The 25,913-nt window shown below is 61.9% G+C and carries 25 protein-coding genes; 8 read left to right on the forward strand and 17 right to left on the reverse strand.

Annotation, left to right across the window (positions count from 1 at the left end; all coding sequences use genetic code 11):
- Positions 1 to 3 precede the first annotated feature (3 nt).
- Together IE061_RS03725 and IE061_RS03730 are read left to right on the forward strand one after the other, a co-directional pair.
- Complete coding sequence (locus tag IE061_RS03725) at positions 4 to 519, forward strand: retropepsin-like aspartic protease family protein (RefSeq protein WP_193461016.1); 516 nt, start codon at positions 4 to 6, stop codon at positions 517 to 519.
- Positions 520 to 590: 71 nt separating this feature from the next.
- Complete coding sequence (locus IE061_RS03730; RefSeq protein ID WP_039181690.1) at positions 591 to 770, forward strand: PLDc N-terminal domain-containing protein; 180 nt, start codon at positions 591 to 593, stop codon at positions 768 to 770.
- Positions 771 to 867: 97 nt separating this feature from the next.
- On the opposite strand, the gene IE061_RS18180 is transcribed toward IE061_RS03730, so the two are convergent.
- The gene (locus IE061_RS18180) at positions 868 to 999 is read right to left on the reverse strand and encodes a hypothetical protein (RefSeq protein WP_016916118.1); all 132 of its coding nucleotides are present in this window, start codon (positions 997 to 999) and stop codon (positions 868 to 870) included.
- Between the two features lie 226 nt (positions 1,000 to 1,225).
- On the opposite strand from IE061_RS18180, the gene IE061_RS03735 reads away from it, so the two are divergent.
- The gene (locus tag IE061_RS03735; protein WP_016916119.1) at positions 1,226 to 1,984 is read left to right on the forward strand and encodes a winged helix-turn-helix domain-containing protein; all 759 of its coding nucleotides are present in this window, start codon (positions 1,226 to 1,228) and stop codon (positions 1,982 to 1,984) included.
- A gap of 17 nt (positions 1,985 to 2,001) precedes the next feature.
- Positions 2,002 to 3,624, forward strand: coding sequence for an ATP-binding protein (locus tag IE061_RS03740; protein ID WP_193461017.1), 1,623 nt, complete (start codon positions 2,002 to 2,004; stop codon positions 3,622 to 3,624).
- Here IE061_RS03740 and IE061_RS03745 read toward each other — a convergent pair.
- Positions 3,587 to 4,525 carry a LysR family transcriptional regulator gene (locus IE061_RS03745; protein ID WP_193461018.1) on the reverse strand — a complete coding sequence of 313 codons (939 nt, stop codon included), beginning with the start codon at positions 4,523 to 4,525 and terminating at the stop codon, positions 3,587 to 3,589. The two genes, IE061_RS03740 and IE061_RS03745, sit on opposite strands and share 38 nt — an antisense overlap.
- A gap of 99 nt (positions 4,526 to 4,624) precedes the next feature.
- Here IE061_RS03745 and metE point away from each other — a divergent pair, with 99 nt between their 5' ends.
- Complete coding sequence (gene metE / locus IE061_RS03750) at positions 4,625 to 6,922, forward strand: 5-methyltetrahydropteroyltriglutamate--homocysteine S-methyltransferase (RefSeq protein WP_193461019.1); 2,298 nt, start codon at positions 4,625 to 4,627, stop codon at positions 6,920 to 6,922.
- A 46-nt stretch (positions 6,923 to 6,968) separates the two neighbouring features.
- Here metE and ppk1 read toward each other — a convergent pair whose 3' ends face one another.
- Positions 6,969 to 9,179 carry a polyphosphate kinase 1 gene (gene ppk1, locus IE061_RS03755; protein WP_193461020.1) on the reverse strand — a complete coding sequence of 737 codons (2,211 nt, stop codon included), beginning with the start codon at positions 9,177 to 9,179 and terminating at the stop codon, positions 6,969 to 6,971.
- 115 nt (positions 9,180 to 9,294) lie between these two features.
- Entirely contained in the window at positions 9,295 to 10,302 is a 1,008-nt protein-coding gene (gene hemB / locus IE061_RS03760) for a porphobilinogen synthase (RefSeq protein ID WP_016916124.1), read from the reverse strand.
- Positions 10,303 to 10,488: 186 nt separating this feature from the next.
- On the opposite strand from hemB, the gene elbB reads away from it, so the two are divergent.
- Positions 10,489 to 11,148, forward strand: a complete 660-nt coding sequence (elbB, locus tag IE061_RS03765; RefSeq protein ID WP_016916125.1) for an isoprenoid biosynthesis glyoxalase ElbB — start codon at positions 10,489 to 10,491, stop codon at positions 11,146 to 11,148.
- A gap of 84 nt (positions 11,149 to 11,232) precedes the next feature.
- On the opposite strand, the gene tatC is transcribed toward elbB, so the two are convergent.
- The 13 genes from tatC to IE061_RS03830 all read right to left on the reverse strand — a co-directional run bounded on the left by tatC (position 11,233) and on the right by IE061_RS03830 (position 23,768).
- The gene (tatC, locus tag IE061_RS03770) at positions 11,233 to 12,009 is read right to left on the reverse strand and encodes a twin-arginine translocase subunit TatC (protein ID WP_193461021.1); all 777 of its coding nucleotides are present in this window, start codon (positions 12,007 to 12,009) and stop codon (positions 11,233 to 11,235) included.
- Positions 12,006 to 12,422, reverse strand: a complete 417-nt coding sequence (gene tatB / locus IE061_RS03775) for a Sec-independent protein translocase protein TatB (protein ID WP_016916127.1) — start codon at positions 12,420 to 12,422, stop codon at positions 12,006 to 12,008. Before tatB ends, tatC begins: the two co-directional genes overlap by 4 nt.
- Before the next feature lie 3 nt (positions 12,423 to 12,425).
- Positions 12,426 to 12,707, reverse strand: coding sequence for a Sec-independent protein translocase subunit TatA (gene tatA / locus IE061_RS03780; RefSeq protein ID WP_016916128.1), 282 nt, complete (start codon positions 12,705 to 12,707; stop codon positions 12,426 to 12,428).
- A gap of 24 nt (positions 12,708 to 12,731) precedes the next feature.
- Positions 12,732 to 13,085 carry a phosphoribosyl-ATP diphosphatase gene (locus tag IE061_RS03785; RefSeq protein WP_016916129.1) on the reverse strand — a complete coding sequence of 118 codons (354 nt, stop codon included), beginning with the start codon at positions 13,083 to 13,085 and terminating at the stop codon, positions 12,732 to 12,734.
- 54 nt (positions 13,086 to 13,139) lie between these two features.
- Positions 13,140 to 14,762, reverse strand: coding sequence for a ubiquinone biosynthesis regulatory protein kinase UbiB (gene ubiB / locus IE061_RS03790; protein ID WP_081136348.1), 1,623 nt, complete (start codon positions 14,760 to 14,762; stop codon positions 13,140 to 13,142).
- Positions 14,759 to 15,421 carry a ubiquinone biosynthesis accessory factor UbiJ gene (locus IE061_RS03795; protein WP_193461022.1) on the reverse strand — a complete coding sequence of 221 codons (663 nt, stop codon included), beginning with the start codon at positions 15,419 to 15,421 and terminating at the stop codon, positions 14,759 to 14,761. The genes ubiB and IE061_RS03795 overlap by 4 nt, the downstream gene beginning before the upstream one ends.
- Positions 15,422 to 15,458: 37 nt before the next feature.
- Positions 15,459 to 16,214, reverse strand: a complete 756-nt coding sequence (gene ubiE, locus IE061_RS03800; RefSeq protein WP_016916132.1) for a bifunctional demethylmenaquinone methyltransferase/2-methoxy-6-polyprenyl-1,4-benzoquinol methylase UbiE — start codon at positions 16,212 to 16,214, stop codon at positions 15,459 to 15,461.
- 121 nt (positions 16,215 to 16,335) lie between these two features.
- A complete protein-coding gene (locus IE061_RS03805) occupies positions 16,336 to 16,764 on the reverse strand; it encodes a gamma-butyrobetaine hydroxylase family protein (RefSeq protein WP_016916133.1) in 429 nt (142 codons plus the stop codon).
- An 86-nt stretch (positions 16,765 to 16,850) separates the two neighbouring features.
- Positions 16,851 to 18,173, reverse strand: coding sequence for an ATP-dependent protease ATPase subunit HslU (gene hslU / locus IE061_RS03810; RefSeq protein ID WP_193461023.1), 1,323 nt, complete (start codon positions 18,171 to 18,173; stop codon positions 16,851 to 16,853).
- Between the two features lie 9 nt (positions 18,174 to 18,182).
- On the reverse strand, positions 18,183 to 18,716 hold the full coding sequence (gene hslV / locus IE061_RS03815; protein ID WP_016916135.1) for an ATP-dependent protease subunit HslV: 534 nt from the start codon (positions 18,714 to 18,716) through the stop codon (positions 18,183 to 18,185).
- Between the two features lie 168 nt (positions 18,717 to 18,884).
- Positions 18,885 to 19,679 (reverse strand): SPOR domain-containing protein, encoded by a 795-nt coding sequence (locus IE061_RS03820; RefSeq protein WP_016916136.1) that lies wholly within the window; start codon positions 19,677 to 19,679, stop codon positions 18,885 to 18,887.
- 3 nt (positions 19,680 to 19,682) lie between these two features.
- Positions 19,683 to 21,368: an arginine--tRNA ligase gene (argS, locus tag IE061_RS03825; protein ID WP_193461024.1), complete on the reverse strand. Its 1,686-nt coding sequence runs from the start codon at positions 21,366 to 21,368 to the stop codon at positions 19,683 to 19,685.
- A 144-nt stretch (positions 21,369 to 21,512) separates the two neighbouring features.
- Complete coding sequence (locus IE061_RS03830) at positions 21,513 to 23,768, reverse strand: primosomal protein N' (protein WP_230478373.1); 2,256 nt, start codon at positions 23,766 to 23,768, stop codon at positions 21,513 to 21,515.
- Between the two features lie 144 nt (positions 23,769 to 23,912).
- Between IE061_RS03830 and rpmE the strand changes: the two genes are divergently transcribed.
- Together rpmE and IE061_RS03840 are read left to right on the forward strand one after the other, a co-directional pair.
- Positions 23,913 to 24,128 carry a 50S ribosomal protein L31 gene (gene rpmE, locus IE061_RS03835; RefSeq protein ID WP_016916139.1) on the forward strand — a complete coding sequence of 72 codons (216 nt, stop codon included), beginning with the start codon at positions 23,913 to 23,915 and terminating at the stop codon, positions 24,126 to 24,128.
- A gap of 449 nt (positions 24,129 to 24,577) precedes the next feature.
- The gene (locus IE061_RS03840; protein ID WP_081192686.1) at positions 24,578 to 25,849 is read left to right on the forward strand and encodes a malic enzyme-like NAD(P)-binding protein; all 1,272 of its coding nucleotides are present in this window, start codon (positions 24,578 to 24,580) and stop codon (positions 25,847 to 25,849) included.
- The last annotated feature ends 64 nt before the right edge of the window (positions 25,850 to 25,913 follow it).

Below are 25,913 nucleotides of genomic sequence, written 5' to 3' on the forward strand. Positions count from 1 at the left end.
GTCATGACGACAGCCAAGTCACAGCAGGGCGGTATCGTCATGATGCTGCTGTTCTGGGTGCTGCTGATCGGTGTCGGCACCTGGTGGGTCCAGGGAGGGCTCGAGCAGATGCTGTACCCCAATGCCCAGATCATGAATACGTCGCCGGAAAACGGTCCTGTCACGCTCAGGCGCAACCGTGCCGGCCACTTTGAAGCGCCGGGGGAGATCAACGGCGAAAGCGTTACGTTTTTGCTGGATACCGGCGCGACCTATGTGGCCGTGCCCGGGGAGTTGGCAGCGCAGCTGGGCCTGGAGCCTGGTCGACGTGCCTGGTTCAATACTGCCAATGGCCGTGTCGAAGGCAGCCTGACTCAGCTGGATGAAGTGGCGCTGGGCGGCATCCGCATGAGTAACGTGCAAGGCTCCATCAGCCCGGGCATGGAGCGGGATACCGTCCTGTTGGGCATGAGTTTTTTGAATCACCTGGCCATCGAGATTCGCGGTGGTGAAATGATTCTACGTGTGCCAGAACCTTGAACCAACCTTGTGCGCTTGCCTAACATGTGCTTAGCTAAATGCTCACGGATGCAACCCAACAAGGAGTTACCATGGGTATTGAAGTCGGCGGTTTGTTAGGTTTGATTTGGCTCGTCATTGTCGTGTGGGCCATCGTCAAGGTCGCCAAGAGTTCGGCGGGCGGCCTTGCCAAATTGCTATGGATTATCGTGCTGTTGATGTTCCCGCTGGTGGGCTTGATTGCCTGGTTTTTGTTGGGCCCCAAAGGGTAGCGTAACCAACGGCTAACACTGTTGAACAGTCAGGTATTAAAAAAGGCAGGCCCTACGGGCCTGCCTTTTTGCGATCAATACGATGGACGCGCTCGAGTCAGCTGTTACTATCGCTGGGTGGGGCCTTGTAATGCCCCGGGATTTTCAACTTCTCACCGTTGGGCAGATCGCGCACTTGGGTGGGTACATAAACACGCTTGATCACACTTTTTGCCTTGCCATTTTCCATGGCGATATCCTCCTGCCACATTGTCGACAGTTGCGCCTTCACATTAGCGCTTGATGGTGGAAGAATCAAGCCACCCACGGAAACGTCAGAGAGATGGGTACTGAACGTTGATCAAGGGGCAGGCGTTACCGCGGTTTTAGGGTATCCTGAAAGCGGTCACAACCTGCGGTTGCAGAGGGGTGTGCGGGTGACAACACAAACTGCCTAAGCGGAGTGAAGGAAAAGGATGGTGGATCACTTGGAACAGCAATTTCAAGCACTTGGGTCGCAGGAGGCGGTAACGCCCGACTACCCCGACCAGGATCATGTGCTGATTATTGAAGATGATCAGCGCTTGGCGGAGCTCACCCGTGACTACCTGGAAGCCAACGGCTTTCAAGTGACGATCGAAGCGGATGGTGCCAAGGGGGTAGATCGTATCCTGACGCTGCAGCCGGATCTGGTGATTCTGGATCTCATGCTGCCCGGTGAGGATGGTTTGGCCATCTGCCGCCGCGTGCGCCCCAACTTTGCCGGGCCGATCATGATGCTCACCGCGCGCACCGACGACCTGGATCAGGTGCTGGGGCTGGAGATGGGCGCCGATGACTACGTACCGAAGCCGGTACAGCCCAGGGTGTTGCTGGCCCGTATGCGTGCCCTGTTGCGACGTGCCGACGGCCCTGCTCCCGATGGTGAAATGCGTCTGAAGTTCGAGAATCTGGAAATCGACAATGCCACCCGCGAGGCCTGGTTGGCAGGTGATCGGATCGATCTGACCAGCGCCGAGTTCGACCTTTTATGGTTGCTTGCCCGCAATGCGGGGCGGGTGTTGACGCGGGAAGAGATCTTCAGCGATTTGCGCGGCATCAAGTACGATGGCCAGGATCGCTCGATCGATGTGCGGGTCTCCCGTATTCGCCCCAAGATTGGCGATGACCCCAATCAGCCTCACCGCATCAAGACGGTGCGTAGCAAGGGCTATCTGTTCGTCAAGGACAGCTAACCAGGAGAGGTCGCCCAATGCGGCGAGTGCTGAGTCACGGCTCGTTTTTACGCTTCTACCTGCTCCTCGGGTTAGCGCTATGCGTGGTGTTTCTGATTGCCCTGGGTGGGCGCTCGTTCATCGAGCAGGTGCGTCGAGAGGATTACCGAGAACAGCTGGCTGCGTTGCCCATGTCGATGATGACTCAGCGCCTGGCCAGCGTGGCAGAGGAGGAGCGTGACGCGCTATTGGGCGAGCTCTCCGAGCGCCTGGGCATGCAGCTAGCGCTGCGTCGCATGGCTGATACCCCGCTGGGCTATTTCGAACGATCACGCATCGAGCGGGGGCGTGTGCTGGTGGCGGAATCCCCCTGGCAACTGCGCCAACGTTTGCCGGATTCTCCTCGCCAGCATGAGGTATGGCTGCTGGAAGCGAATTTTGCGGCCTGGGGGGAGCGCCAATGGCAGGGTAGCCTGGTGGCGTTGGGCGAGTGGCTGGCCAGCATGCCGCCTCAGGGACGGGCCGATACCCTCAGCCACTTGCGCCCTGGCAGCTGGCCATTGACGCTGCTGAGCGCACCACCAGAAGACCTGACTGCCGAACAGCGCTTTCAGATGACGCTCGGGGGCGTCATTACCCGACTGATGTCCGACAAGCTCGCCATCACGCTGGTCTACCAGCTCCCCGTCCCGCCGGGCGACGCTCCCCAGTGGCTACAGGCAGGGCCGGTGACCCGGGGCGACACGCTGCCGCTCAACTTGCATCTTCCTTTACTGGTTGGCCTGATGGCCGTGCTCAGTCTGATCGTTTATCTGATCATGCGTAGTATCGAATCACGCATGGCGCGACTGGAGTTGGCGGCAACCCGCATCGCCAGTGGCCGCCTGGAAACCCGTGTAAAAGTGGAAAGCGGTGATTTTCTCGGTCGTGTCGGCATGGCGTTCAACGGTATGGCCAATCAGGTGCAGAGCTTGCTGCGTGGCCAGCAGGAGATGATCCGCGCGGTCTCCCATGAGCTGCGTACCCCGGTGGCGCGTATCCGCTTTGCCGTGCAGATGGTGGAAGACATGACCGACCAGCCGGCCATTCAGAGGCAGCTACAGGGCATCGATGCCGATATCGCCGAGCTGGATGAACTGGTCGATGAGATTCTGACCTATGCACGACTGGGGGGAGAAACCCTGCACGGTGCCGAGCTTGAAATGAGCCTGGTCGACTGCCGTGCCATGGCCCATCGAGTCATCGAGACTCTGGCGCCACTGCATGGTGGGCTGACCCTTGCCCTCGACTCGGGTCCGGACATCGAACTGCTGGCCGAGCCTCGCTACCTCCAGCGGGCGCTTCAGAACCTGGTGGGAAATGCTTGCCGCTACAGCAAGTCACAGGTGGTCATTCGGCTCTGGGATGAGCCCCACCTCGTACGCATCGACGTGGAAGACGATGGGCCGGGCATACCGCTGGAAGCCCGGGCCGATATCTTCAAGCCGTTTGCCCGGCTGGACGATAGCCGAGCCCGCAGCTCGGGCGGCTATGGCCTCGGGTTGTCCATCGTGCAGAAAATCATGAGTGGCCATGGTGGCAGCGTCACCGTGGACAGCAGCCCAGCGCTGGGCGGCGCCCGCTTTACCCTGCTGATTCCTCGTCGCGATTCGCCGGCCTGATCCCGGAGAGTACCGCAAAGGAGGTCTCCTGAGCCGTGCGTAAAAAGTCCTGCATCCACGGCGCCTCCATGGTCTCTTCACGAATGGCCGCGTACAGCGTGCTCCAGATGCCCTGTTCGCCCAGCTTGACGGCACTAACGTAGTGGCGCTCCAGATACTCGGTCAAGGCCCAGTTGGGCAGCGCGCAAACCCCACGGCCGCTGGCCACCAGCTGCATCATCATGATGGTCAATTCGGCCGTACGAATCTCCCTGGGGCGCACATTGGCGGGCGTCAGGAATTGGGTGAAGACGTCCAGTCGTGACTGCTCCACCGGGTAGGTGATCAACGTCTCTTCGGCCAGCGCGGCGGGCAGAACATAGGCACTGCCCGCCAGCCGATGCTGGCGGGCTACGGCCAACAATCCCTCGTAACGAAACAATGGCTCGTAGTGCACCCCTTCCAGCGGCTGAGGGTCGGCGGTGATGACCAGGTCCAGCTGTTCGCGGGCCAAGGCAGGTAGCGGGTCGAAATGGTGGCCGCTGGGAATGTCGATTTCCACTTCCGGCCAGTGGTCACGAAAATAGTCCACGGTGGGCATCAGCCACTGAAAGCAGCTGTGGCATTCGATGGCCATGTGCAGGCGCCCCTGCTCGGTGCCTGCCAAGCGCGCCAGGTCCCGCTCGGCCTTGCGTACTTCGGGCAAAATATCATCGGCCAGCGCCAACAGGCGCAAACCGGCGCGAGTAAATTCCACGGGGCGCGTCTTGCGCACGAACAGTGCGCTATCGATACGGCCTTCCAGGTCTTTCAACTGGTGGGAAAGCGCCGACTGGGTGAGGTGCACGCGCTCGGCGGCTTCCACCAGCGATCCTGTCTCCCTTAGCGCCAGCAGCGTGCGCAAATGGCGTAGCTCAATCATGGTGAGTGGTTTTCATGTTTTATATTAGAATCTTTAGTTTGATTCACTTTGGTGCGGTGAGCAAACTGAGTGACATCATTCGCATGGGAAGGATCCATCATGACAGTGTCTCATATACTCGGCTACCCCCGCATTGGTGCACAACGTGAGCTGAAGAAAATCACCGAGGCCTACTGGCGCGGTGACGCCACCCGAGAAGCCCTGGAGAGCACCGCTCAGGCGCTACGGCTCCATCATTGGCAAATTCAGCAGGCGGCTGGATTGGACATGGTCAGCGTCGGTGACTTCGCCTTTTACGATCAGGTGTTGAATGTCTCGGCCATGTTGGGGGCGGTACCCGAGCGCTTTGATGCTGCCGATGAAGTCAGTCACGGTAGGGTAGACCTGGATACCGCGTTTCGTATGGCTCGCGGGCGAGCACCCAGCGGAAAGCCCGCCGCCGCTTGCGAGATGACCAAGTATTTCGATACCAACTATCACTACCTGGTGCCCGAGCTGCACCAGGGCCAACGCTTCACACTGGCCTCGGAGCGGCTGTTCGATGAGGTCGATGAAGCGCTGCAGGCAGGGTTCACCCCCAAGGTCACACTGGTGGGGCCTCTGACCTGGTTGTGGCTGGGCAAGACCAAGGGCAGCCGTTTTGATCGACTCACGCTGTTGGATAGCGTGCTGGATGTCTACAGCGATATCCTGGCGCGCTTGGCGACCCAGGGCGTGGAGTGGGTGCAGCTCGATGAGCCTGCTCTGGTGCAGGACTTGCCCGTGGCTTGGCAGCAGGCGTACGAACGCGCTTATCATCGCCTTCAGGCGGCACCGTCGAAACTGTTGCTGGCGACCTATTTTGGCGCCCTGGGCGATAACCTTGCCTTGACCACTCGACTGCCGGTCGCTGGGCTGCATATCGATGCTGTGCGTGCTCCAGAGCAGGTCGAAAGTGTCATTGACCGTTTGAGTCCGCACCAGATTCTTTCGCTCGGTTTGGTCGATGGCCGCAATGTCTGGCGGGCCGATTTGGCCGCCTTGCGTGAACGCCTGCTGCCCATCAAGGTGCGTCTCGGCCGGCGGCTCTGGCTGGCGCCCAGCTGCTCGCTGCTCCATGTGCCCGTGGATTTGGCCCAGGAAGATAGCCTGGACCCGGAGCTGCGATCATGGCTGGCCTTCGCTCGTCAGAAATTGGACGAGGTGGTCAGCCTAGCGCGTCTGATCGACAACCGCGCCACGCCTGCCGATGAGCAGCGCTTGAACGAGGCCACACGTGCGCTGGACACGCGGCGTGAGTCGCGGCGTATCCACCAGCTCGAGGTAAGCACGCGCCTCGCAGGCATCACACCAGCAGATAGCCAGCGACGGTCAGCTTACCCCCAACGCGCGCTGGAACAGCGGCGTGCGCTGGCGCTCCCACTGTTTCCCACCACTACCATTGGCTCCTTCCCGCAAACCAGCGAGATTCGTGAAGCACGACGAGCATTCAGAGCCGGTGAGCTTGGACAGGCCGATTACGACGCGAGAATGGAGCAGGAAATTGCCTATGTCATCGCACGCCAGGAAGCTCTGGGGCTGGATGTATTGGTACATGGCGAAGCCGAACGTAACGACATGGTGGAATACTTCGGTGAACAGCTGGACGGCTTTGCCTTTACCCGATTTGGCTGGGTACAAAGCTACGGTTCACGCTGCGTCAAACCGCCGATCATCTATGGTGATGTAGCCCGCCCCGCGCCCATGACGGTGCGCTGGAGTGAGTACGCCCAGTCGCTGACGCAAAAGCCGATGAAGGGCATGTTGACCGGCCCGGTGACGATTCTCCAATGGTCCTTCGTGCGTGATGACCAGCCCCGAGCCCTCACCTGTCGCCAGATAGCCCTGGCACTGCGTGATGAAGTTCGTGACCTGGAAAGCGCGGGAATTCGGGTGATCCAGATTGACGAGCCCGCCCTGCGTGAAGGCTTGCCGCTGCGCCAGAGCGAGTGGCAGCCCTACCTGGATTGGGCCGTCGAGAGCTTTCAGCTCAGTGCGGCCGGGGTTGCCGACAGTACCCAGATTCACACCCATATGTGTTACTCGGAGTTCAACGATATCATCGGTGCCATTGCGGCCCTGGACGCGGACGTGATCACCATCGAAACATCGCGCTCTGACATGCAGCTGTTGGATGCTTTCCAGGACTTTGCTTACCCTAATGAAATTGGGCCTGGGGTATACGACATTCACACGCCCAACACTCCCGAGGTGAGCTGGATGGCCGCGCTCATGGAGAAGGCGTTGGAAAAGATTCCCGCTGAACGGCTATGGGTCAATCCTGACTGCGGGCTGAAAACCCGTGAGTGGGCCGATGTGGAGCCGGCCCTGGCCAATATGGTGAAAGCTGCCCGCCAGCTGCGCCAGCAACACACGTGAGAGGGAAGTGTGCCTGAGCCGCCCCGGCTGGGCGGCGGCCTCGGCGTCAGCTCTTCGTGGCGTAAGCGTAGAGCAGTGTTTCCTGGGCGCTGATGGCATCGCCGTGGCCCGGGTCCTGAAGCTGGTAGCTGCCATCGCTCTGCAGTAGCCAGCTCTGGCAGTTATCGACCAGGTAGGTCTCCAGGTCCTTGCGCACCCGGGTGGCGAGTTTCTTGTCCAGCAGCGGGAAGCAGGTTTCCACGCGGTGGAACATGTTGCGCGACATGAAGTCGGCGCTGGAGCACCAGATTTCCGGTTTGCCGTCGTTGTGGAAGTGAAAGACTCGGGTGTGTTCCAGAAAGCGGCCAATGATCGAGCGCACGCGAATGTTTTCCGACACGCCCGGCACGCCGGGTTTCAGGCAGCACATGCCGCGAATGATCAGGTCGCACTCCACGCCCGCCTGAGAGGCTCGGTAAAGCGCCTTGATCAGCTTGGGCTCGGTCAGCGAGTTGCACTTGATGATGATATGGCCACGTTTGCCCTTGCGGGCGACCTGGGCTTCCCGGTCGATCATTTCCACCAGCCGCTCGTGCAGCGTGAACGGCGCGTGTAGCAGCGTATCGATCTTGCGCGCGCGGCCCATGCCCGAGAGCTGCTGGAAGACCTTGTGCACGTCGGCACACAGCGCCTTGTTGGCAGTCAGCAGGCTGTAGTCGGTATACAGCTTGGCGGTCCTGGCGTGGTAGTTGCCCGTGCCCAGGTGCGCATAGTGACGCAGCTCGCCGCGCTCGCGGCGGACGATGTGCAGCATCTTGGCGTGGGTCTTGTAGGCCATGATGCCGTAGATGACGATGGCCCCGGCTTCCTGCAGGCGCGAGGCAAGCTGAAGGTTGTCTGCTTCGTCGAAGCGTGCCCGGAGCTCGATGACCACGGTGACCTCCTTGCCCTGGCTGGCGGCATCCACCAGCGCGCTGACGATGGAGGAGTCGGCCCCGGTACGGTAGAGCGTCTGCTTGATGGCCAGCACGTCCGGATCGCGTGCGGCTTCACGCAGCAGGTCTTCGATGGGGGAGAAGGCCTGGAAGGGGTGGTGCAGCAGAATGTCGTTTTTGGAAATGGCGCTGAACAGGCTGCCGCCCTTCAAGCCCTTGGGCACGCTGGGGGTAAACGGGCGATAGAGCAGCTCGGGGCGGTCCACGTCGCCCAGCACGGCCATCATGCGGGTCAGGTTCACTGGCCCCTGTACGCGGTACAGGTCGTCGTTGTCCAGCTCGAACTGGCGCAGCAGGAAGTTGATGAGCTCATCCGGGCAGTTATCGGCGACCTCCAGGCGTACGCCGCTGCCATAGCGCCGTGCCAGCAGCTCGCCGCGTAACGCCGATGCCAGGTCGGAGACCTCTTCCGGGTCGACGGTCATGTCCGCATTGCGGGTCAGGCGGAACTGGTAGCAGCCGCGCACGCGCATGCCGGGGAACAGCTCTTCGGCATGGGCATGAATGAGCGAAGACAAAAAGACATACTCGGTGTAGCCCTCTGCACACAGCTCTCTGGGCAAGGCCATCAGCCGTGGCAGCGAGCGTGGGGCGGGCAGAATCGCCATGCCGCCAGCACGGCCAAAGGCGTCTTTACCGTCGAGCTCGACGATGAAGTTGAGGCTTTTATTGACCAGCCGAGGGAACGGATGCGAGGGATCCAGGCCGATGGGGCTGATGACCGGCATGATCTCGTTATCGAAAAACTCCCGCGCCCAGGCCTTCTGCGCCTCGGTCCATTGATCACGGCGGCGAAAACGTAGCCCCTGGGCTTCCAGGGCAGGCAGCAGGGTGTCATTGAGGATCGCGTATTGGCGGGCGATTTGCTGGTGGGCAATGGTGGAAATCTCCCCCAGCACGGCCTTGGGTAAACGACCATCGGCGGCGGTGGTGTCATCGCCCAGCGCCATTTGGTGCTTGAGCCCCGCGACCCTGATTTCGAAAAACTCGTCCATGTTGGACGAGAAGATCAGCAGGAACATGAGACGGTTCAGCAGCGGATGCGCATCGTCCAGCGCCTGCTCCAGCACGCGAATATTGAACTGCAGGTGCGAAAGCTCGCGGTTGAAGTAGAGCTGTGGGTCATCCAGGTCGGCTTCCGGAAGCACTTCACGGGCCTGTACTCCCGTCGGTGTACGGTTGACCCGTAAAGGCAGTGCCTCGGTACTGTCGCTCACGAAAGTCTCGTTACCGGGCACTGCACTGCTGACATCGGTGTTGGAATCGGTTGAGTTGTCTTCCATGCTGGCCCCCTGCGGTAATGGCGCTTGCCCATGCTGCTTGTTATAACGCGGATTGCGTTAAGTATGCAGGGGGAAGATGACAAACAGGTGTCACCGATTTGTCATCCTGGTGGCGTCAGCGCTGCAAAAGACGCGCCGCTTCCAACGCGAAGTAGGTCAATATGCCGTCGGCCCCCGCCCGCTTGAAGCACATCAGCGATTCGAGAATCACCGGCTCTGCGGCCAGCCAGCCGTTGTCGAAGGCCGCGCGGTGCATGGCGTACTCACCGCTCACCTGATAGGCGAAGGTTGGCACCTGCAGCTCGCTTTTGACACGCCGCACTACGTCAAGATAAGGCATGCCCGGCTTGACCATCACCATGTCGGCACCTTCGGCGATGTCCAGCGCCACTTCGTGCAGAGCTTCGTCGCTGTTGGCGGGGTCCATCTGGTAGGTGCGTTTGTCGGCCTTGCCCAGATTGGCGGCGGAGCCGACGGCATCCCGGAAGGGGCCGTAGTAGTTCGAGGCGTACTTGGCGCTGTACGCCATGATGCGCACATTGTGCAGCTGCTCCTGCTCCAGTACCTGGCGAATCGCACCAATCCGGCCATCCATCATGTCGGAGGGGGCCACGACATCGGCGCCGGCTTCCGCATGAGAAAGGGCCTGCTTGAGCAGCGTGTCCACCGTGCGATCATTTTGCACGTAGCCTTGGGCATCGAGAATGCCGTCTTGACCGTGGCTGGTGTAGGGGTCCAGCGCCACATCGGTGATGATGCCAAGCTCTGGCACGGCTTCCTTGAGAGCACGCACGGTGCGCTGTACCAGGCCACTGGCATTGTAGGCTTCTTCGGCCAGCTCGCTTTTTTGCTCGGCGCCGATCACCGGGAACAGCGCCAGCGCCGGTATGCCGAGTGCATGGGCCTCCTTGGCCTGTTCGATCAACAGGTCGATGGACAGACGCTCCACGCCGGGCATGGAGGCCACCGCTTCACGCTGATTTTCGCCTTCCAGCACGAACACCGGCAGGATCAGGTCGTTGGGCGTCAGGGTCGACTCCTGCATCAAACGGCGTGAGAAGTCGTCCCGGCGCATGCGGCGCATGCGGGTGGCGGGGAAATGGCGCGGGCTTGAGGTGTTCAACGGCTCTCTCCAGACAGTCTCGAAAAGGGTGCCCCACGAGCATTGGCCAATAGCGCGGACAACTCTCTGGGCGTGGGTTGAGTATATCAGTCATGCCATGCAGCGAAAGCCGCCTTGTGGCCGCAGGGCAGACTGACTAAAGTGAGTCACTCAGCCATTCGCATGGCTTCGACAAGGAGTAGAGGTATGACCAAGCAGGTAGCGGTGGTATTAGCCGGCTGTGGCGTGTTCGACGGTTCGGAAATCTACGAAACGACCCTGACACTGCTGCGTCTGGATCAGTTGGGCATCGGGTATCGCTGCTTTGCACCCGATGTAGAGCAGCATCACGTCATCAACCACCTGGACCAGACGCCGGTGGAGGGTGAACGACGCAATGTGCTGCAGGAATCGGCCCGTCTGGCGCGTGGCGAGATCAGTCCGATCACCGAGCTGGTATCCGATGACTTCGATGCGGTGATCGTGCCCGGTGGCTTTGGCGTTGCCAAGAACCTGTGTGACTTTGCCATGCAAGGTGACGAGATGCAGGTGCTGGAAAGCGTCAAGGAGGCGCTGGCAGGATTCAAGGAAGACGCCAAGCCGATTGGCTTGATGTGCATTGCCCCGGTCATGGTGCCCCGGCTGTTGGGGGATGGCATCGCCGTCACGGTAGGTCATGATCCGGGCGTATCCGGGGCGATCAGTGCCATGGGCGGGTTGCACCGTAGCTGCGGCGTGGAAGAGATCGTCGTGGATCTCGAACATCGCGTGGTCACCACGCCTGCCTATATGCTGGCAACGCGCATCAGTGAAGCTGCCACGGGCATCTTCAAACTGGTGGACCGTATCGATGAAATGATGGGCTAGGCTGGCAAGCCCGCCCGTAGGGAAAAAGCCTCTGTCATCGTGGGATGACAGAGGCTTTTTAATGGCCTTGAGCATACAGGAGCGCTAGTCGGTCTGCTCTTCCTCGGTGGTTTTTGGCTTGCGCACCAGGCGGCCAAACAGCAGGCCCACTTCATACAGCAGGTACATGGGGACCGCCAGCAGACTCTGGGAAATCACGTCGGGTGGGGTGAGCAGCATACCGACGACAAAGCAGCCCAGTATGATATACGGGCGCTTCTTCGACAGGCTTTCCACGGTCGTCGCGCCGGAGAGAATCAGCAGGAAGGTGGCGATGGGTATTTCAAAGGCCACGCCAAATGCAAAGAACAGCTTGAGCACGAAGTTCAGGTACTGATTGATGTCGGTCATCACCGCGACATTTTCCGGCCCCGTTTGAGTAAAAAACTCGAACAGCAGCGGAAACACCACGTAATAGGCAAATGCAGCCCCGGCATAAAACAGCGCCACGCTGGAAACGAGGATCGGAATGGCCAGCGCTTTCTCGTTATCGTAGAGCCCCGGTGCCACGAAGGCCCAGGCCTGGTGCAGTACGAAAGGAATGGCAATGAAGACCGCCACCACCAGCGTCAGCTTGAAAGGCGCCATGAAGGGCGAGGCGACCTCGGTGGCAATCATCTGAGAGCCTTCGGGCAACAGCGCCATCAGCGGCTCGGCCACGAAGGTGTAGATATCGTTGGCAAAGGCGTAGAGCCCCAGAAAAATCACCAGAATCACCACGACCGCTTTCATCAAACGCGAACGCAGTTCGATCAGATGCTCGATGAGGGGCGCCTGGCCCTGGTCGTTGTGCGGTGGCTGGGAGTTGCCAGACGTGCTCATGAGTGGGGTCTATCCTTTTGATCGGCCGTGTCGGTGTCGCTCGGCAGGTCTTCACGTACGGTCTGCAAGGCGTCATCCAGTCGTGCGCTGGCCCTGGCGACCCGCTGCTCGGTGTCTGCCTGGGCGGAAGGCTGGGCAGACGAGGCTGAAGGGGCGTCAGCAATGCTCTCGACATCCTGTTTGGCTTTTTTCAGGCTGTCATTGAGCTTGCTCTGCTGCTCATTCAGCTTCTGCCGCAGCTCTTCGGCTTCCAGTTGGGCACTGATTTCACGCTGCATACCGGATACCGTACGCTTGATCTTGCCAATCCATAAACCCGCTGTGCGTGCCGCCTTGGGCAAGCGTTCCGGGCCCAGCACCAGCAGTGCCACCACGCTGATGAGCATGAGTTCAAGAAAGCCGATATCCAGCATGGGTTATTTGCGCTCTTCGTTGCGGTCGCCAGAGTGAACGTCTGCTGCTGATTTCTGCTCAGCTTGAACGTCATAGGTGTTGCCGTTCTCTTCGTGGGCGACCTTGGCTTGAGGCTGGTCAGAGGGCTTGTCGCCGTCCTTCTCTTCCTCGTGCATGGCTTTCTTGAAGCCCTTGACCGCGCCGCCCAGGTCGGTGCCCACGTTACGCAGTTTCTTGGTGCCGAAAATCAGGATGATGATGCCCAGAACAATCAGCAGCTGCCAAATACTGATACCACCTAACATATGCGTTTCCTCATGGATGCAGGGTTAACGTTGTGATCGGGACGCTTTTTCGTCGTGACCAGAGATTCCAAACCGTCGCGCAAGCTCGTCCAGCACGGGCTGATGGTCCAGATCCAGATGCGACAGCATGACCAGGCTATGAAACCACAGGTCGGCCGTTTCGGCGATCAACGCTTGACGGGCCTGCTCATCGCCGTGCTCGGCATCCTTGGCGGCCAGCAGCGTTTCGGTGGCCTCTTCGCCCACTTTCTCGAGTATCTTGTTCAAACCCTTATGATGCAAGGAGGCAACATAAGATTCTTCTGGTTGCGCATGGCGACGCTGTTTCAAAACGTCGGCCAGAGCGTCCAGTACGGGAGCTTGGTTGGCATCTGTCATGGTGTTCTCGTTATTCATCGCAATAGAGTGTCATCCGGCACGCGCTGGGAAGGCTCACTGCCAGATCAGCAGCAGCAACCCGACCCCGGCAGCTGCCAGAATCGGCCAATCCTGGGTGGCGGCCCAACTGCTCAGCGGCTGCCAGGCAAGCGCGATGGCCACTAGTGCCAAACCGATGCGCAGCCGATGCTGGCGTTTGCCCTGTTGTTTCAACTGGTGGCGCATCTGGCTGAGCGCGGTGACCTGCTGATGCCGCTGGCGGTGTTCATGTTCCATGCGGCTGAGCGCCTGATGTGCCAGTACCGGCAGCTCTGGCAGCTGATGCGAAAGCTCCGGCGCCTGGCGCTTGAGCGATGCCCAGAGCCCGCCGATACCCGCGCGCTCTCTCATCCACTTCTCCAGGTAGGGCTTGGCGGTGCTCCACAGGTCCAGCTCCGGGTAGAGCTGACGCCCCAGCCCTTCGATGTTGAGCAGGGTTTTCTGCAGCAGCACCAGCTGCGGCTGAACTTCCATGTTGAAGCGTCGCGCCGTTTGAAACAGCCCCAGCAGCACCTGCCCAAAGGAAATATCCTTCAGAGGCTTTTCCAGAATCGGTTCGCACACGGTACGAATGGCCGCGGCAAACTCGTTGGCACGGGTGTTCTCGCCCACCCATCCCGACTCGATGTGCAGGGAGGCGACCTCGTAATAGTCCTGATGGAAAAAAGCCAGCAGGTTGCGCGCCAGGTAATCCTGGTCTTCCCGGGTGAGGCTGCCCACGATGCCGCAGTCGATGGCGATGTACTGGGGGTCGTCCGGGTCGTCACAGTTGACGAAGATATTGCCGGGATGCATGTCCGCGTGGAAGAAGTTGTCCCGGAATACCTGGGTGAAGAACAGCTCCACGCCGCGCTCGGCGAGCTTTTTCAGATTGGTGCCGCGGGCCCGCAAGGTCTCCAGGTCGGCCACCGGTACGCCGCGAATGCGCTCCTGCACCATCACGTGTCGCCGCGTGTAGGGCCAGTAGATGGTGGGCACGAAGAGGAGCGGCGAGTCCTTGAAATTACGCTTGAGCTGAGAGGTGTTGGCCGCCTCCTTGTAGAGGTCCAGCTCGTCGAACAGGGTGGCTTCATAGTCGCGAATGACTTCTACCGGGCGCAGGCGTCTGGCTTCGGGCACTTTGGCCAGCAGCTTCGCCACCTGGTACATCAGCCCCATGTCCTGACGCATGATTCGGTCGATGCCGGGGCGAATGATCTTGACCACTACCTCTTCGCCACCGTGCAGGGTGGCGGCATGCACCTGGGCGATGGAGGCCGAGGCGAGGGGCACGCGGTCGAAGGCCGCAAAGGCCTCCACCAGGGTCATGCCCAGCTCTTTCTCCACCCGGGCCGCTGCCAGCTCGCCAGCAAAGGGCGGCACCTGATCCTGCAGACGTTTCAGCTCGTCGGCAATGTCTTCCGGCAGCAGGTCGCGGCGGGTCGAGAGCATTTGGCCGAATTTGATGAAGATTGGGCCCAGTGCCTCCAGCGCCAGCCGCAGGCGCTCGCCGCGACTGCGCTTGCCCACCGGCACCAGTTGGAGAGGCGAAAAACGGGTCAGCAGCCGCAGCCAGAGCGGCATGCGCTCGGCAGGTACGAGCGTGTCCAAACGGTGCCGCGTGACTACCCAGAGAATCTTGAACAGCCGCAGGCTCATTCGCTCGGCTCCTCGGGCGCGCTGGCCTTGGCCAACTGCGTGAGACGCCGATTCAAGCGCTGCAGTCTGGCATCCAGGCGGTCGGTGGCGATTTCCAGCTCGGTGAGGTGATCGCGCAGCACGTCGCGCTGCTGACGGCCCGGCAGCAGGCGTGCCTCTTCGAAGACATACTCCGAGACATCCTGCAGTAGCTCGTCCTTGGCGCGCAGCCCCCAGCGCGCGGCTCGGCGTAGCCCTTCGGCCAGCGAATGGGCGGGCATGTCACCCAGCCAGTGCGCCAGCTCGCCTTCCCAGTCGATCTCCAAGTCCAGCAGCAGCTCCCGGGTGGCCTCCAGCAAGTGCACCTGGCCTCGAATGGCCAGCTTGCCCTCGAACATCAGCCGCTCCACGGAGGCACCGCTGAGCCACTCCGAGAGGGTTTCCGGGGTCAGTTCGACCACCGCATCCACGTCGCTTTCATCGACGTCGTCGCCGTGCTGCAGGTCCAGTCCGGCATTGTGATAGCAAAGCAGCAGCGCCAGCTGTGGCTTTTCCAGACGCACCAGCAGGCGGCTGCCCGCCAGCGCGGCCAGCCGCCCAGGAGCAGCAGGGTCACGGGCAAGCAGTGCGTTCAGCGTACGTTCACAACCGGCCAGCAGCAGGGTCGGGGTGACTAGCATGCGGGCCTCATCGTCCGTTGGGTCAGCGTGCGAGGCGTCATAGCTTGATGCCGCGGTGCAGGGCGACGATGCCGCCGGTCAGGTTGGTGTACTCCACTCGATCGAGTCCGGCGGTTTCCATCATGCCCTTCAGGGTTTCCTGGTCGGGGTGCATGCGGATCGATTCGGCCAGGTAACGGTAGCTTTCGCCGTCGCCGGCGACCAGTTCGCCCATTTTGGGCAACAGCCGGAACGAGTACTCATCGTAGGCCCTGGAGAGCAGTGGGTTGTTGGGCTTGGAAAATTCCAGCACCAGCAGTCGGCCGCCGGGCTTGAGCACCCGTGCCATGGAGCGTAGCGCGGCGTCCTTGTCGGTCACGTTGCGCAGGCCAAAGGCGATGGTGATGCAGTCGAAACTGTTGTCCGGGAAGGGCAGACACTCGGCATTGGCCTGGACGTACTCGACGTTGCCACCGACGCCGTTGTCCATCAGCTTGTCGCGGCCTACCTTGAGCATGGAGGCGTTGATGTCGGCCAGGACGACCTTGCCGCGGGGGCCGACCAGACGCGAGAACTTGAGGGTCAGGTCCCCCGTGCCGCCAGCGATGTCCAGCACATGATGGCCGGGACGAACGCCAGCACGCTCGATGGTGAGGCGCTTCCACACACGGTGGATGCCCATGGACATCAGGTCGTTCATGACGTCGTAGCGAGCGGCGACCGAGTGGAAGACATCGGCGACGCGTGAGGCTTTTTCGTCGACCGGGACTTCCTGGTAGCCAAAATGGGTGGTGCGTTTTTCCGTGGGGCTCATGGGGCTTCAGCTCCCGAGTTCGAGGCGGTAGTAGTCGACCATAAGGTCATCGCAATCATTGATTGGCAACATTGTAGCCTTCTCGAGCCTGCTTTGTCTGCGCTTCACCTGGGGCGCGGCGTCACAGCTGCTTGAATTGAATGCCCGCAGGCTCGCGGGAGGCGCCTGCTGCTTCCAGCCGCTCTAGGTAGTTGTTCCAGTAAGCGTGTTGATGCGTCGCGAGGTCGTGCAGGTAGTTCCAGCTGTAGAGGCCGCTGTCGTGACCATCGTCGAAGTGCAGCTTGAGGGCGTAGTTACCCGCCTGGGTGATGTTCTGCAGGCCGACGTCCTTCTTGCCCACTTGCAGTACCGCCGTGTCGCCACCGTGGCCACGCACTTCGGCAGAGGGGGAGTAGACGCGCAGCAGTTCCACGGGCAGCCGGTAGGTGTCGCCCGAGGCGTAGCCGAGTTCCAGCTCGCGGGCCTGCTTGTGGTAGTGCACTCGGGTGGGGACCGGGGCATCGGGGGTAGAGGGAGTGTGGGTAGACGTGTGGGTGTTGGAGGCGTTCATGGTCGGGGCACTCATGGTTGGCGTTACGTCGCTCAGGCACGAGCGACACCTGGCCAGGGTAGCCAGGTGTCGGGGTGCGACAGAGGTTACAGAATATAGCGGGAGAGATCTTCGTCTACCGCCAGTTCTCCCAGCTGCGCGTTGACGTAATCTGCATCGATCACCAGCGGGCTATCCATATCGCCGCCCTTGAACGAGGCCTCTTCCAGTAGCCGCTCCATGACCGTGTGCAGACGGCGCGCACCGATGTTTTCGGTGCCTTCGTTGACCTGCCAGGAGATCTCCGCGATGCGCTCGATGCCGTCGGGAGTGAACTCCACGTCCAGCCCTTCGGTGCCCAGCAGCGCCTGATACTGCTTGGTCAGCGAGGCGGAAGGCTCGGTGAGAATGCGCTTGAAGTCGCCGGGAGTAAGGGCATCCAGCTCCACGCGAATGGGCAAGCGGCCCTGCAGCTCGGGGATCAGGTCGGAAGGCCGCGCCAGGTGGAAAGCACCGGAGGCGATGAACAGGATATGGTCAGTCTTCACCATGCCATATTTGGTCGACACCGTGGAGCCTTCGATCAGCGGCAGCAAATCGCGCTGAACGCCCTCGCGAGACACTTCTCCACCGCTGGACTGGCCGCTGCCCTTGGCCACCTTGTCGATCTCGTCCAGGAAGACGATGCCGTGCTGCTCGACGGCCTCGACGGCGCGGGCCTTGATCTCCTCTTCGTTGACCAGCTTGCCCGCTTCTTCGTCACGCAGCAGCACCAGGGCTTCCTTGACGGTAACGCGACGCGTTTCACGCTTTTGCTGGCCCATGTTGGAGAACAGGCTCTGCAACTGGCTGGTCATCTCCTCCATGCCCGGCGGCGTCATGATGTCGATGCCCTGGCTCTGGGCGGTGATTTCGATGTCGATTTCCTTGTCGTTCAGCTGGCCTTCGCGCAGTTTCTTGCGGAACAGCTGGCGCGTGCTGCTATCGTCCCGGGGCTGCTCTTCCTGGCCGCGTGGCGGCGGCAGCAGCGCATCGAGAACGCGGTCTTCGGCGGCATCCTCGGCGCGGTGACCGACTTCTTCCTTGGCGTGCTCGCGCACCATCTTGATGGCGGCTTCCATCAGGTCGCGGATGATCGACTCCACGTCGCGACCCACGTAGCCCACTTCCGTGAACTTGGTGGCTTCGACCTTGATGAAGGGCGCACGGGCCAGTTTGGCCAGGCGGCGAGCGATTTCGGTTTTACCCACGCCGGTGGGGCCGATCATCAGAATGTTCTTGGGGGTGACTTCCGGGCGCAGGTCATCGTCGAGCTGCATGCGCCGCCAGCGGTTGCGCAGCGCGATGGCAACGGCGCGTTTGGCATCCTGCTGGCCGATAATGTACTGGTCCAGCGCATGGACGATTTCACGGGGTGTCATCTGAGTCATAAAGGGGCCTCAACGGTCGTCGATGTTCAGCTCTTCGAGCGTGACGTGGTGGTTAGTGAATACGCAGATGTCACCCGCGATTTGCAGGGATTTTTCGGTGATTTCACGGGCGGAGAGATCGGTGTTTTCTAGCAGCGCGCGGGCGCTGGCCTGAGCGTAGTTGCCCCCCGAGCCGATGGCGATGATGCCGCGTTCGGGTTCGACCACGTCACCGTTGCCGGTGATGATCAGCGAGGCGCTGTGGTCGGCCACGGCCAGTAGCGCTTCCAGGCGGCGCAGGGCGCGGTCGGTGCGCCAATCCTTGGCAAGCTCCACGGCCGCCTTGGTGAGATGGCCCTGGTACTTCTCCAGCTGAGCTTCGAAACGTTCGAACAGTGTAAAGGCATCTGCTGTGCCGCCGGCAAAACCGGCCAGTACCTTGCCGCGATAGAGGCGGCGAACCTTGCTGGCGTTGCCTTTCATCACGGTGTTGCCCAGCGATACTTGGCCGTCGCCAGCAAGGGCGACCTGGTTACCGCGGCGAACGGAGACAATGGTGGTCATGGAGATAACTCCTTGGGGGAGACGCGCTCCCGATGACTGATCGGCCACCCTGGGTGGCCGTAAAAAAAGCGATTCCCAACAAAATGCGGGCGGCTGATGAAAAATCAACCGCCCGCTCGAGAAAGCCAAGTGATAAAACCGCGCCTTCAGGCGCGGTCAGGGGATGGATCAGTTCTGCAGCTGTATCAGCAGGGGTTCGATCCCTTGAGTGCTCATCAGGTCCTGGGCGCGGTTCAGCTCCCGGGTATCCTCGTAAGGGCCCACCTGCACGCGGTGCCAGGTGTCGCCATTGGCCTGCACTTCGCTGATCTGTGCCAGCAAACTCAGGTTGCGCAGCCGGCCGCGCAGCTGCTCGGCGTCGCTGAGGTCGCGAAACGAAGCGGCTTGCAGCATGTAGCGATTCGGCGTGCTGGAACTGCTGCTGGTGCTAGTGCTGCTAGCGGCAGGCGGCTGGGTAGCCGCCACGGCGGCCTGCTCGTTGGGCCGCGTGTTGGCGGCAATGACCTGAGCAATCGGGTCGTTGGCGCTGCTGCCGGTGCTGCCCGGCGAGGCGTCGTCCGCGGCTGCCGCGTTGCTGGCGGCCTCTGCGGCGGCTTCGGCGATCTCAGGCCGAGTGATATTGGCCGGAATGGCGCCGCCTGGGGCGATGACCTCGGTTTCGGGGAGCAGCGTGTAGAACTCGAAGGTGGGCATGGCCGGTTCTGCCGAGGCTGCCTGCCCAGTGCCCTGGGCGTCTCCGCGCTCATCGCTGGAGGGCTTGGGCAGCACCGTGGCCTGGGGCGTGCTGCTCTGCTCCTGCCACGGGGCGGTGCCGTGCTGATGCTGCGCCAGGAAGAAGCCAGCGGCCACCCCGGCCACCCCCCACAGCCAGCCGGGAATACGCCACCCGTCGCCGGAGCGGCGAGCAGATTTACGCTGCGAGGTGGCGCCTCGACGGGAAGGCTTGTTACGCGGGCTGGCCATGAATTACATCTCCTCTGGGGCACTGACCCCCATCAGATCCAGCCCGTTGCGCAGCACCTGACGCGTGGCCAGACCGAGCGCCAGGCGGGTGTTGCGCAGCGTGTCGTCCTCGACCATGACCTTGACGGCGTTGTAACAGGTGTGGAAGTCGCCCGCCAGATCCAGCAGGTACTGGGCCACCTGCTGAGGCTCGCGGTTGCGGGTCGCATGCTCCACCACTTCCGGGTAGCGGGCCAGGCGGTTGAGCACGGCTTTTTCCTGATCGCTATCCAGCAGCGCCAGGTTGGCCATCGCCACGCCGTGGTCGAAGGGCTGGCCTGCCTCTTCGGCCTTGCGCAGCATGCTGCATACCCGGGCATGGGCGTACTGGATGTAGTACACCGGGTTGTCGTTGGACTGGGAGCGCGCCAGGTCGATATCGAAGGTCAGCTGCGAGTCGGCGCGGCGCGCGGCCAGGAAGAAGCGGGTGGCATCGCGGCCGACTTCGTCGATCAGGTCACGTATGGTGACATAGCTACCTGCGCGCTTGGACAGTTTCACTTCCACGCCCGACCGGGTCACCATGACCATCTGGTGCAGCACGTAGTCGGGCCAGCTCTGCGGAATGCCCACGCCAAGTGCCTGCAAGCCCGCACGTACGCGGGTAACGGTAGAGTGGTGGTCGGCGCCCTGCTCGTTGATCACGGTCTTGAAGCCGCGCTGCCACTTGTTCAGGTGGTAGGCCACGTCGGGCAGGAAGTAGGTGTAGCCGCCTTCACGCTTGCGCATGACGCGGTCCTTGTCGTCGCCGAAGTCGGTGGTGCGCAGCCATAGCGCGCCATCCTGCTCGTAGGTGTGGCCGTTGGCGACCAGCGTCTCGACAGTGGCCTCGACCTTGCCGTCCTCGTAGAGAGATGATTCGAGGAAGTAGACGTCGAATTCGACGCCGAAGGCCTTGAGATCCAGATCCTGTTCGCGGCGCAGCCAGGCCACGGCGAACGCCTGAATGGCTTCCAGGTCGTCGGCATCGGCCTTGGCCGTCACCTTGCGGTCGTCGGCGGTGACCGTCTTGCCAGCCATGTAATCGGTGGCCACATCGACGATGTATTCACCGCGATAGCCATCGGCAGGCCAGCTCTCATCCTCGGGGCCCAGCCCCTTGGCACGGGCCTGCACGGAGAGCGCGAGATTGTTGATTTGCGCGCCCGCGTCGTTGTAGTAGAACTCCCGAGTGACGTCATAGCCGCTGGCTTCCAGCAGGCGGCAGAGGCAGTCGCCAATCGCCGCGCCGCGGCCATGGCCCACGTGCAGCGGGCCCGTGGGGTTGGCCGAGACGAACTCCACCTGCACTTTTTCACCCTTGCCGATCAGGCTGCGACCAAAGGCGTCGCCGCTATCCAGCACCTGGGCAACGATCTGGGCGGCGGCATCGGCGGCGGCGAAGAAGTTGATGAAGCCGGGGCCTGCGATGTCGGTTTTCTGAATGGCGTCGCTGGCGGGCAGGGCGGCTACCAGGGCGTCGGCCAGCTCTCGGGGCTTCATGCTGGCGGGTTTGGCCAGCATCAGGGCCAGGTTGGTGGCGTAGTCGCCGTGGGCTTTGTCCTTGGTGGGGTCGACCTTGATGGCCGGCTGTACATCGTTGGGCAGCACGCCTTGGTGCTTGAGCGCATCAACGGCGCCTTCGAGCAAAGCAATAATCGTGTCTTTCATGTCAATATCCGGGTGTCTTCGGTGGCGGCGTGTGCAAGCGCCCAAATGGTGCAGCGTCAAAGCGGCCATTATCGGCAATTGGCGCGCAGTTTCAAAGCCGTATTCCAGGCCGGGGCAGGCTGGGCGTCGCGGGCGTGGTCATGGCTAGGCCAGTGTTTGCGGGTCGATGTCCACGGACCAGCGCACCTTGCGCGCATCGCGATGAGCTTCCAGCCACTGTACCAGCCAGTGGGCCGCCGTGTGTCGGTGGCTGCGTTTCTGGGCCGTGATCATGACATGCAGGTGGTAGCGATTCTGGCGGCGCTCCATGGGGGCTGGCACTGGCCCCAGGCAGCGTACCGGCAGGTTGGCATCCGTGAGCCACTGGCGCAAGGCCTGTGCAGCCTGCTGAGCCAGCGCCATGGCAGCAGGCTCCTGGGGGCTCTCGACGCGCAGTAGCGCCATGAAACAAAACGGGGGAAGCTGTGCCAAGCGCCGCTCCTCCAGAAGGTTGCGGGCCAGGGCGCCATAGCCATGTTCGGCCAGCTGGCCCAGATGGGGGTCGTCGGGGTGCAGGGTCTGCACCAGCACCCGGCCGGGATGAGCGGCCCGCCCGGCTCGGCCAGCCACCTGCTCCAGCAGCTGGGCGCTATGCTCCAGCGCGCGGAAGTCGGCGGCATAAAGGCCGCCATCGGCATTGACCACCACGACCAGGGTGACATGGGGCAAGTGGTGGCCCTTGGCCAGCATTTGCGTGCCCACCAGCAGGCAGGGCTCGCCGCGATGGATCTCCTTGAGCACCTGCTCGAAGCTCTCCTTCTTGCGGGTGCTGTCGCGGTCGATACGGTGTACGACGGTGTCAGGAAAGAGCCCCTGCAGGGTCTCTTCGGTACGTTCGGTGCCGCTCCCCAGTGCGCGCAGGTCGCCGCTGCCGCACTCGGGGCAGGCATCAGGCAGGGCGCGTCGGCTGTCACAGTGGTGGCAGGCCAACAGAGGGGGCTGTCTGTGCAGCGTCATGCGGGCATCGCACTGATGGCACTCGGCCAGCCAGCCACAGTTGTGGCACGCCAGGCTGGGGGCAAAGCCGCGCCGGTTGATGAAGACCAGCGCCTGCTTGCCGGCTTTCAGCGTCTGGCGGATGGCTTGCAGCGCCCCGGGCAGAAGGCCTCCCTGGCGACGCTGATGGCGCATGTCCAGGAGTTCCAGCTTGGCGGGCGGGTGGCGGCTGGGGCGCTGGGTCAGGCGCAGGTGCCGATAGACGCCCGAGAGCGCTTGCTGAAGGCTTTCCAGCGAAGGGGTGGCGCTACCCAGCAGCAGTGGGATCTGGTGGTGGTGTGCCCGGGCCACGGCGAGATCCCGGGCGTGGTAACGAAGCCCGTCGTGCTGCTTGTAAGAGCCGTCGTGCTCCTCGTCGACGATGATCGCACCAGGCTTGGCCAGCGGTGTGAAAATGGCCGAGCGGGTGCCGATGATGACCATGGCGCGCCCGCTGGCGGCGGCTTCCCAGACGTCCAGGCGCTCCGGGTCGGTGAGGCCCGAATGCAGGGCCACCACGGGCACCCGGAAGCGGCTCTTGAAGCGCGCCAGGGTTTGCGGCGTCAGGCCGATTTCGGGTACCAGCACCAGCGATTGCTTGCCCTTGGCGGCCAGCGCCTCGATCAACTGCAGGTAGACTTCGGTCTTGCCGCTGCCGGTCACGCCTTCCAGCAGGCATGGGTGGTAGCCGTCCAGCTTTTCGTGCAGCGCCGCCAGGGCCGTGGCCTGCTCACGGTTGAGGGGTAATGACGGCGTTGCCAGCAAGCTGCCGGAGACGGGCTGCCCCGCCGTCAGGGTGATCTCCTGGGGTTCGGCCAGACCCTTTTTTTGCAGCGCCTGGAGCTGTTCACGGGTGAACCCGTGGGCACTGATGGCCCGCCCTGCCAGCCCGTGGGGGTGCTGGCGCAACAGGCGGTAGAGCTCGGCCTGCCGCGGCGCGCGCTGTAGCGGCGTGTCATCGCCTTGACGCGCATGCCACAGGGTTTGCGTGCGGCCCACCATGGGGTGGCCCTGGCGCAGGCGTGCGGGCATGGCGTGCTGCATGGTGTCGCCCAGGCTGTGCTGGTAATAGCGGGCGGTGAACTGGCACAGCCACTGCCAGTCTTCGGGGAGCGGCGCGTCGTCCAGCGCTTCACTGACCGCGCGCAGCTGGGCGCGGGGCAGCTCGCTGCCGGAAGCCAGAGAGACGACGACCCCCACCACGTCGCGGCGGCCAAACGGTACCCGCACCCGCAGCCCCGGCAGCCAGCCGCAGGCGGGCGCACGGGGTGCTGGCAGGTAGTCGAACAGGCGGCGCAGCGGCGATGGCAAGGCCACTTTCAGCACCTGAAAAGCGCCCGGAGTACGCTCTGCCGTGGCGGACGGGGAAGAAACAGAATCAGACAATTGGCCTCCGGCGTTTAGTTTGCTAGAATGCGCGGCCGCTCTCAATCTATCGGATCGAGCGGCTAACCGGTTAGCAGTTTTTCACACCCGTATGCGGTGCCTGGCAGCGGATCAGGTGGCGGCATATAGCTCATGAGGCTCAAGATGAAACAAGGTATCCACCCGAATTACAACACGGTCACCGCCAACTGCTCTTGCGGTGCCAGCTTCCAGGTTGGTTCTACTTCTGGTCAGGACTTCTCTCTGGACGTATGCTCCAACTGCCACCCCTTCTACACGGGCAAGCAGAAGCAGGCGAGCACTGGTGGCCGCGTAGAGCGCTTCAACAAGCGTTTTGGCGCTGCCGTCAAGCGCGGCTGATCCCGACGGATTCAGCCCATCGCAGGCACGCCATGTGCCCTGTGCAAAAACCCACGCTACGGCGTGGGTTTTTTGTCCCTGCCTTATTTGGCCGCTCCCTGGCGGCACCGGCATCTGAACGCTGGCCGAACGCTGTGTGATGAAGCCATGGCCCTGAGCCTCCTGTTGCGACGTTGTCCACAGCCGCTATCTCGCGGCGGGTGTGGATAAGTCTGCTCGTCGTTTTGGAATCTATTTCCAGCTTATGCTGCAGTGCATCCATAACGAAACCGTTATGGGTCAGGGTGCTATGCATAAGTTGCAGCAAATGAAGCTGAAAAGTTCCGAATGGATGGGAAAAGCCGCTAAAACGCACGTTTCATAGGCTGGTTGACTAGCTGCTTGAGACGCTTGGGTTTTTTCTATATTCTGATATGACTTTTCTACTTTAGGCTGATTGGACCTTGACCATGACGGATGCAAATAAGCAGGCAGCTCTGGATTATCACGCTAAACCGATCCCCGGTAAGCTCTCCGTTGAGCTGACCAAGCCCACCGCGACGGCGCGGGATCTGGCCCTAGCGTATAGCCCGGGGGTGGCTGAACCGGTTCGCGAAATCGCTCGCGAAGCGGAAAATGCCTACCGTTATACCGGCAAGGGAAATCTGGTGGCGGTCATTTCAGACGGCAGTGCCATTCTGGGCCTGGGTAACCTGGGGCCGCTGGCCAGCAAGCCGGTGATGGAAGGCAAGGGCGTGCTGTTCAAGTGCTTCGCGGGCATCAACTCGGTGGACATCGAAGTGGATGCCGAGAATCCGCAGGCGTTCATCGATACCGTGGCACGCATCGCCGATACCTGGGGCGGTATCAACCTGGAAGACATCAAGGCCCCCGAGTGCTTCGAAATCGAAAAGGCGCTGATCGAACGCTGCAACATTCCCGTGTTTCATGACGATCAGCACGGCACGGCCATCGTCACCGCTGCCGGCATGCTCAATGCCCTGGATATCGCCGGCAAGCGCATCGAAGACGTGAAGATCGTCTGCATGGGCGCGGGTGCTGCGGCGATTGCCTGCATGCGTCTGCTGATCTCCTGTGGTGCCAAGAAAGAGCATCTGGTCATGCTCGACCGTCGCGGCGTGATCCACACCGACCGCGATGGCATCAACGAGTACAAGGCCGAGTTTGCCCGTGATACCGACATGCGCACTCTGGACGATGCCATCGACGGTGCCGACGTGTTCATCGGTCTGTCTGGCCCCGGGCTGCTGTCTGCCGAGCAGGTGAAGAAGATGGCGGCGGATCCGGTCATTTTTGCCTGCACCAACCCGGACCCGGAAATTCATCCTGATGTGGCTCGGGCAGCGCGCCCGGACGTCATCATGGCCACCGGCCGCTCGGATTTCCCGAACCAGGTCAACAACGTGCTGGGCTTCCCGTTCATCTTCCGTGGGGCGCTTGACGTACGCGCCACGCGCATCAATGAAGCGATGAAGCTGGCCGCCGTGCATGCGCTGAAAGATCTGGCCCGCGAGCCGGTGCCCCAGGAAGTGCTGAACGCCTACGAGCGTACCGAGATGAGCTTTGGTCGTGAGTACATCATCCCCACGCCGGTCGATATTCGCCTGCTGGAGCGTGTCTCCTCGGCGGTGGCCCAGGCGGCGGTGGACTCCGGGGTTGCCCGCAAGCCCTACCCGGCGCACTATCCGCTCAAGACCATCAACGATGTCTACGGCAGTTAAGCGCCGCTTGACACGAGATTGGCTGTTCGAGACGCCATGACGACAACGCCCGCTTTCTGCGGGC

Origin of the sequence: Vreelandella hamiltonii (genome assembly GCF_014651795.1) — a bacterium.
GTDB classification, from domain to species: domain Bacteria; phylum Pseudomonadota; class Gammaproteobacteria; order Pseudomonadales; family Halomonadaceae; genus Vreelandella; species Vreelandella hamiltonii.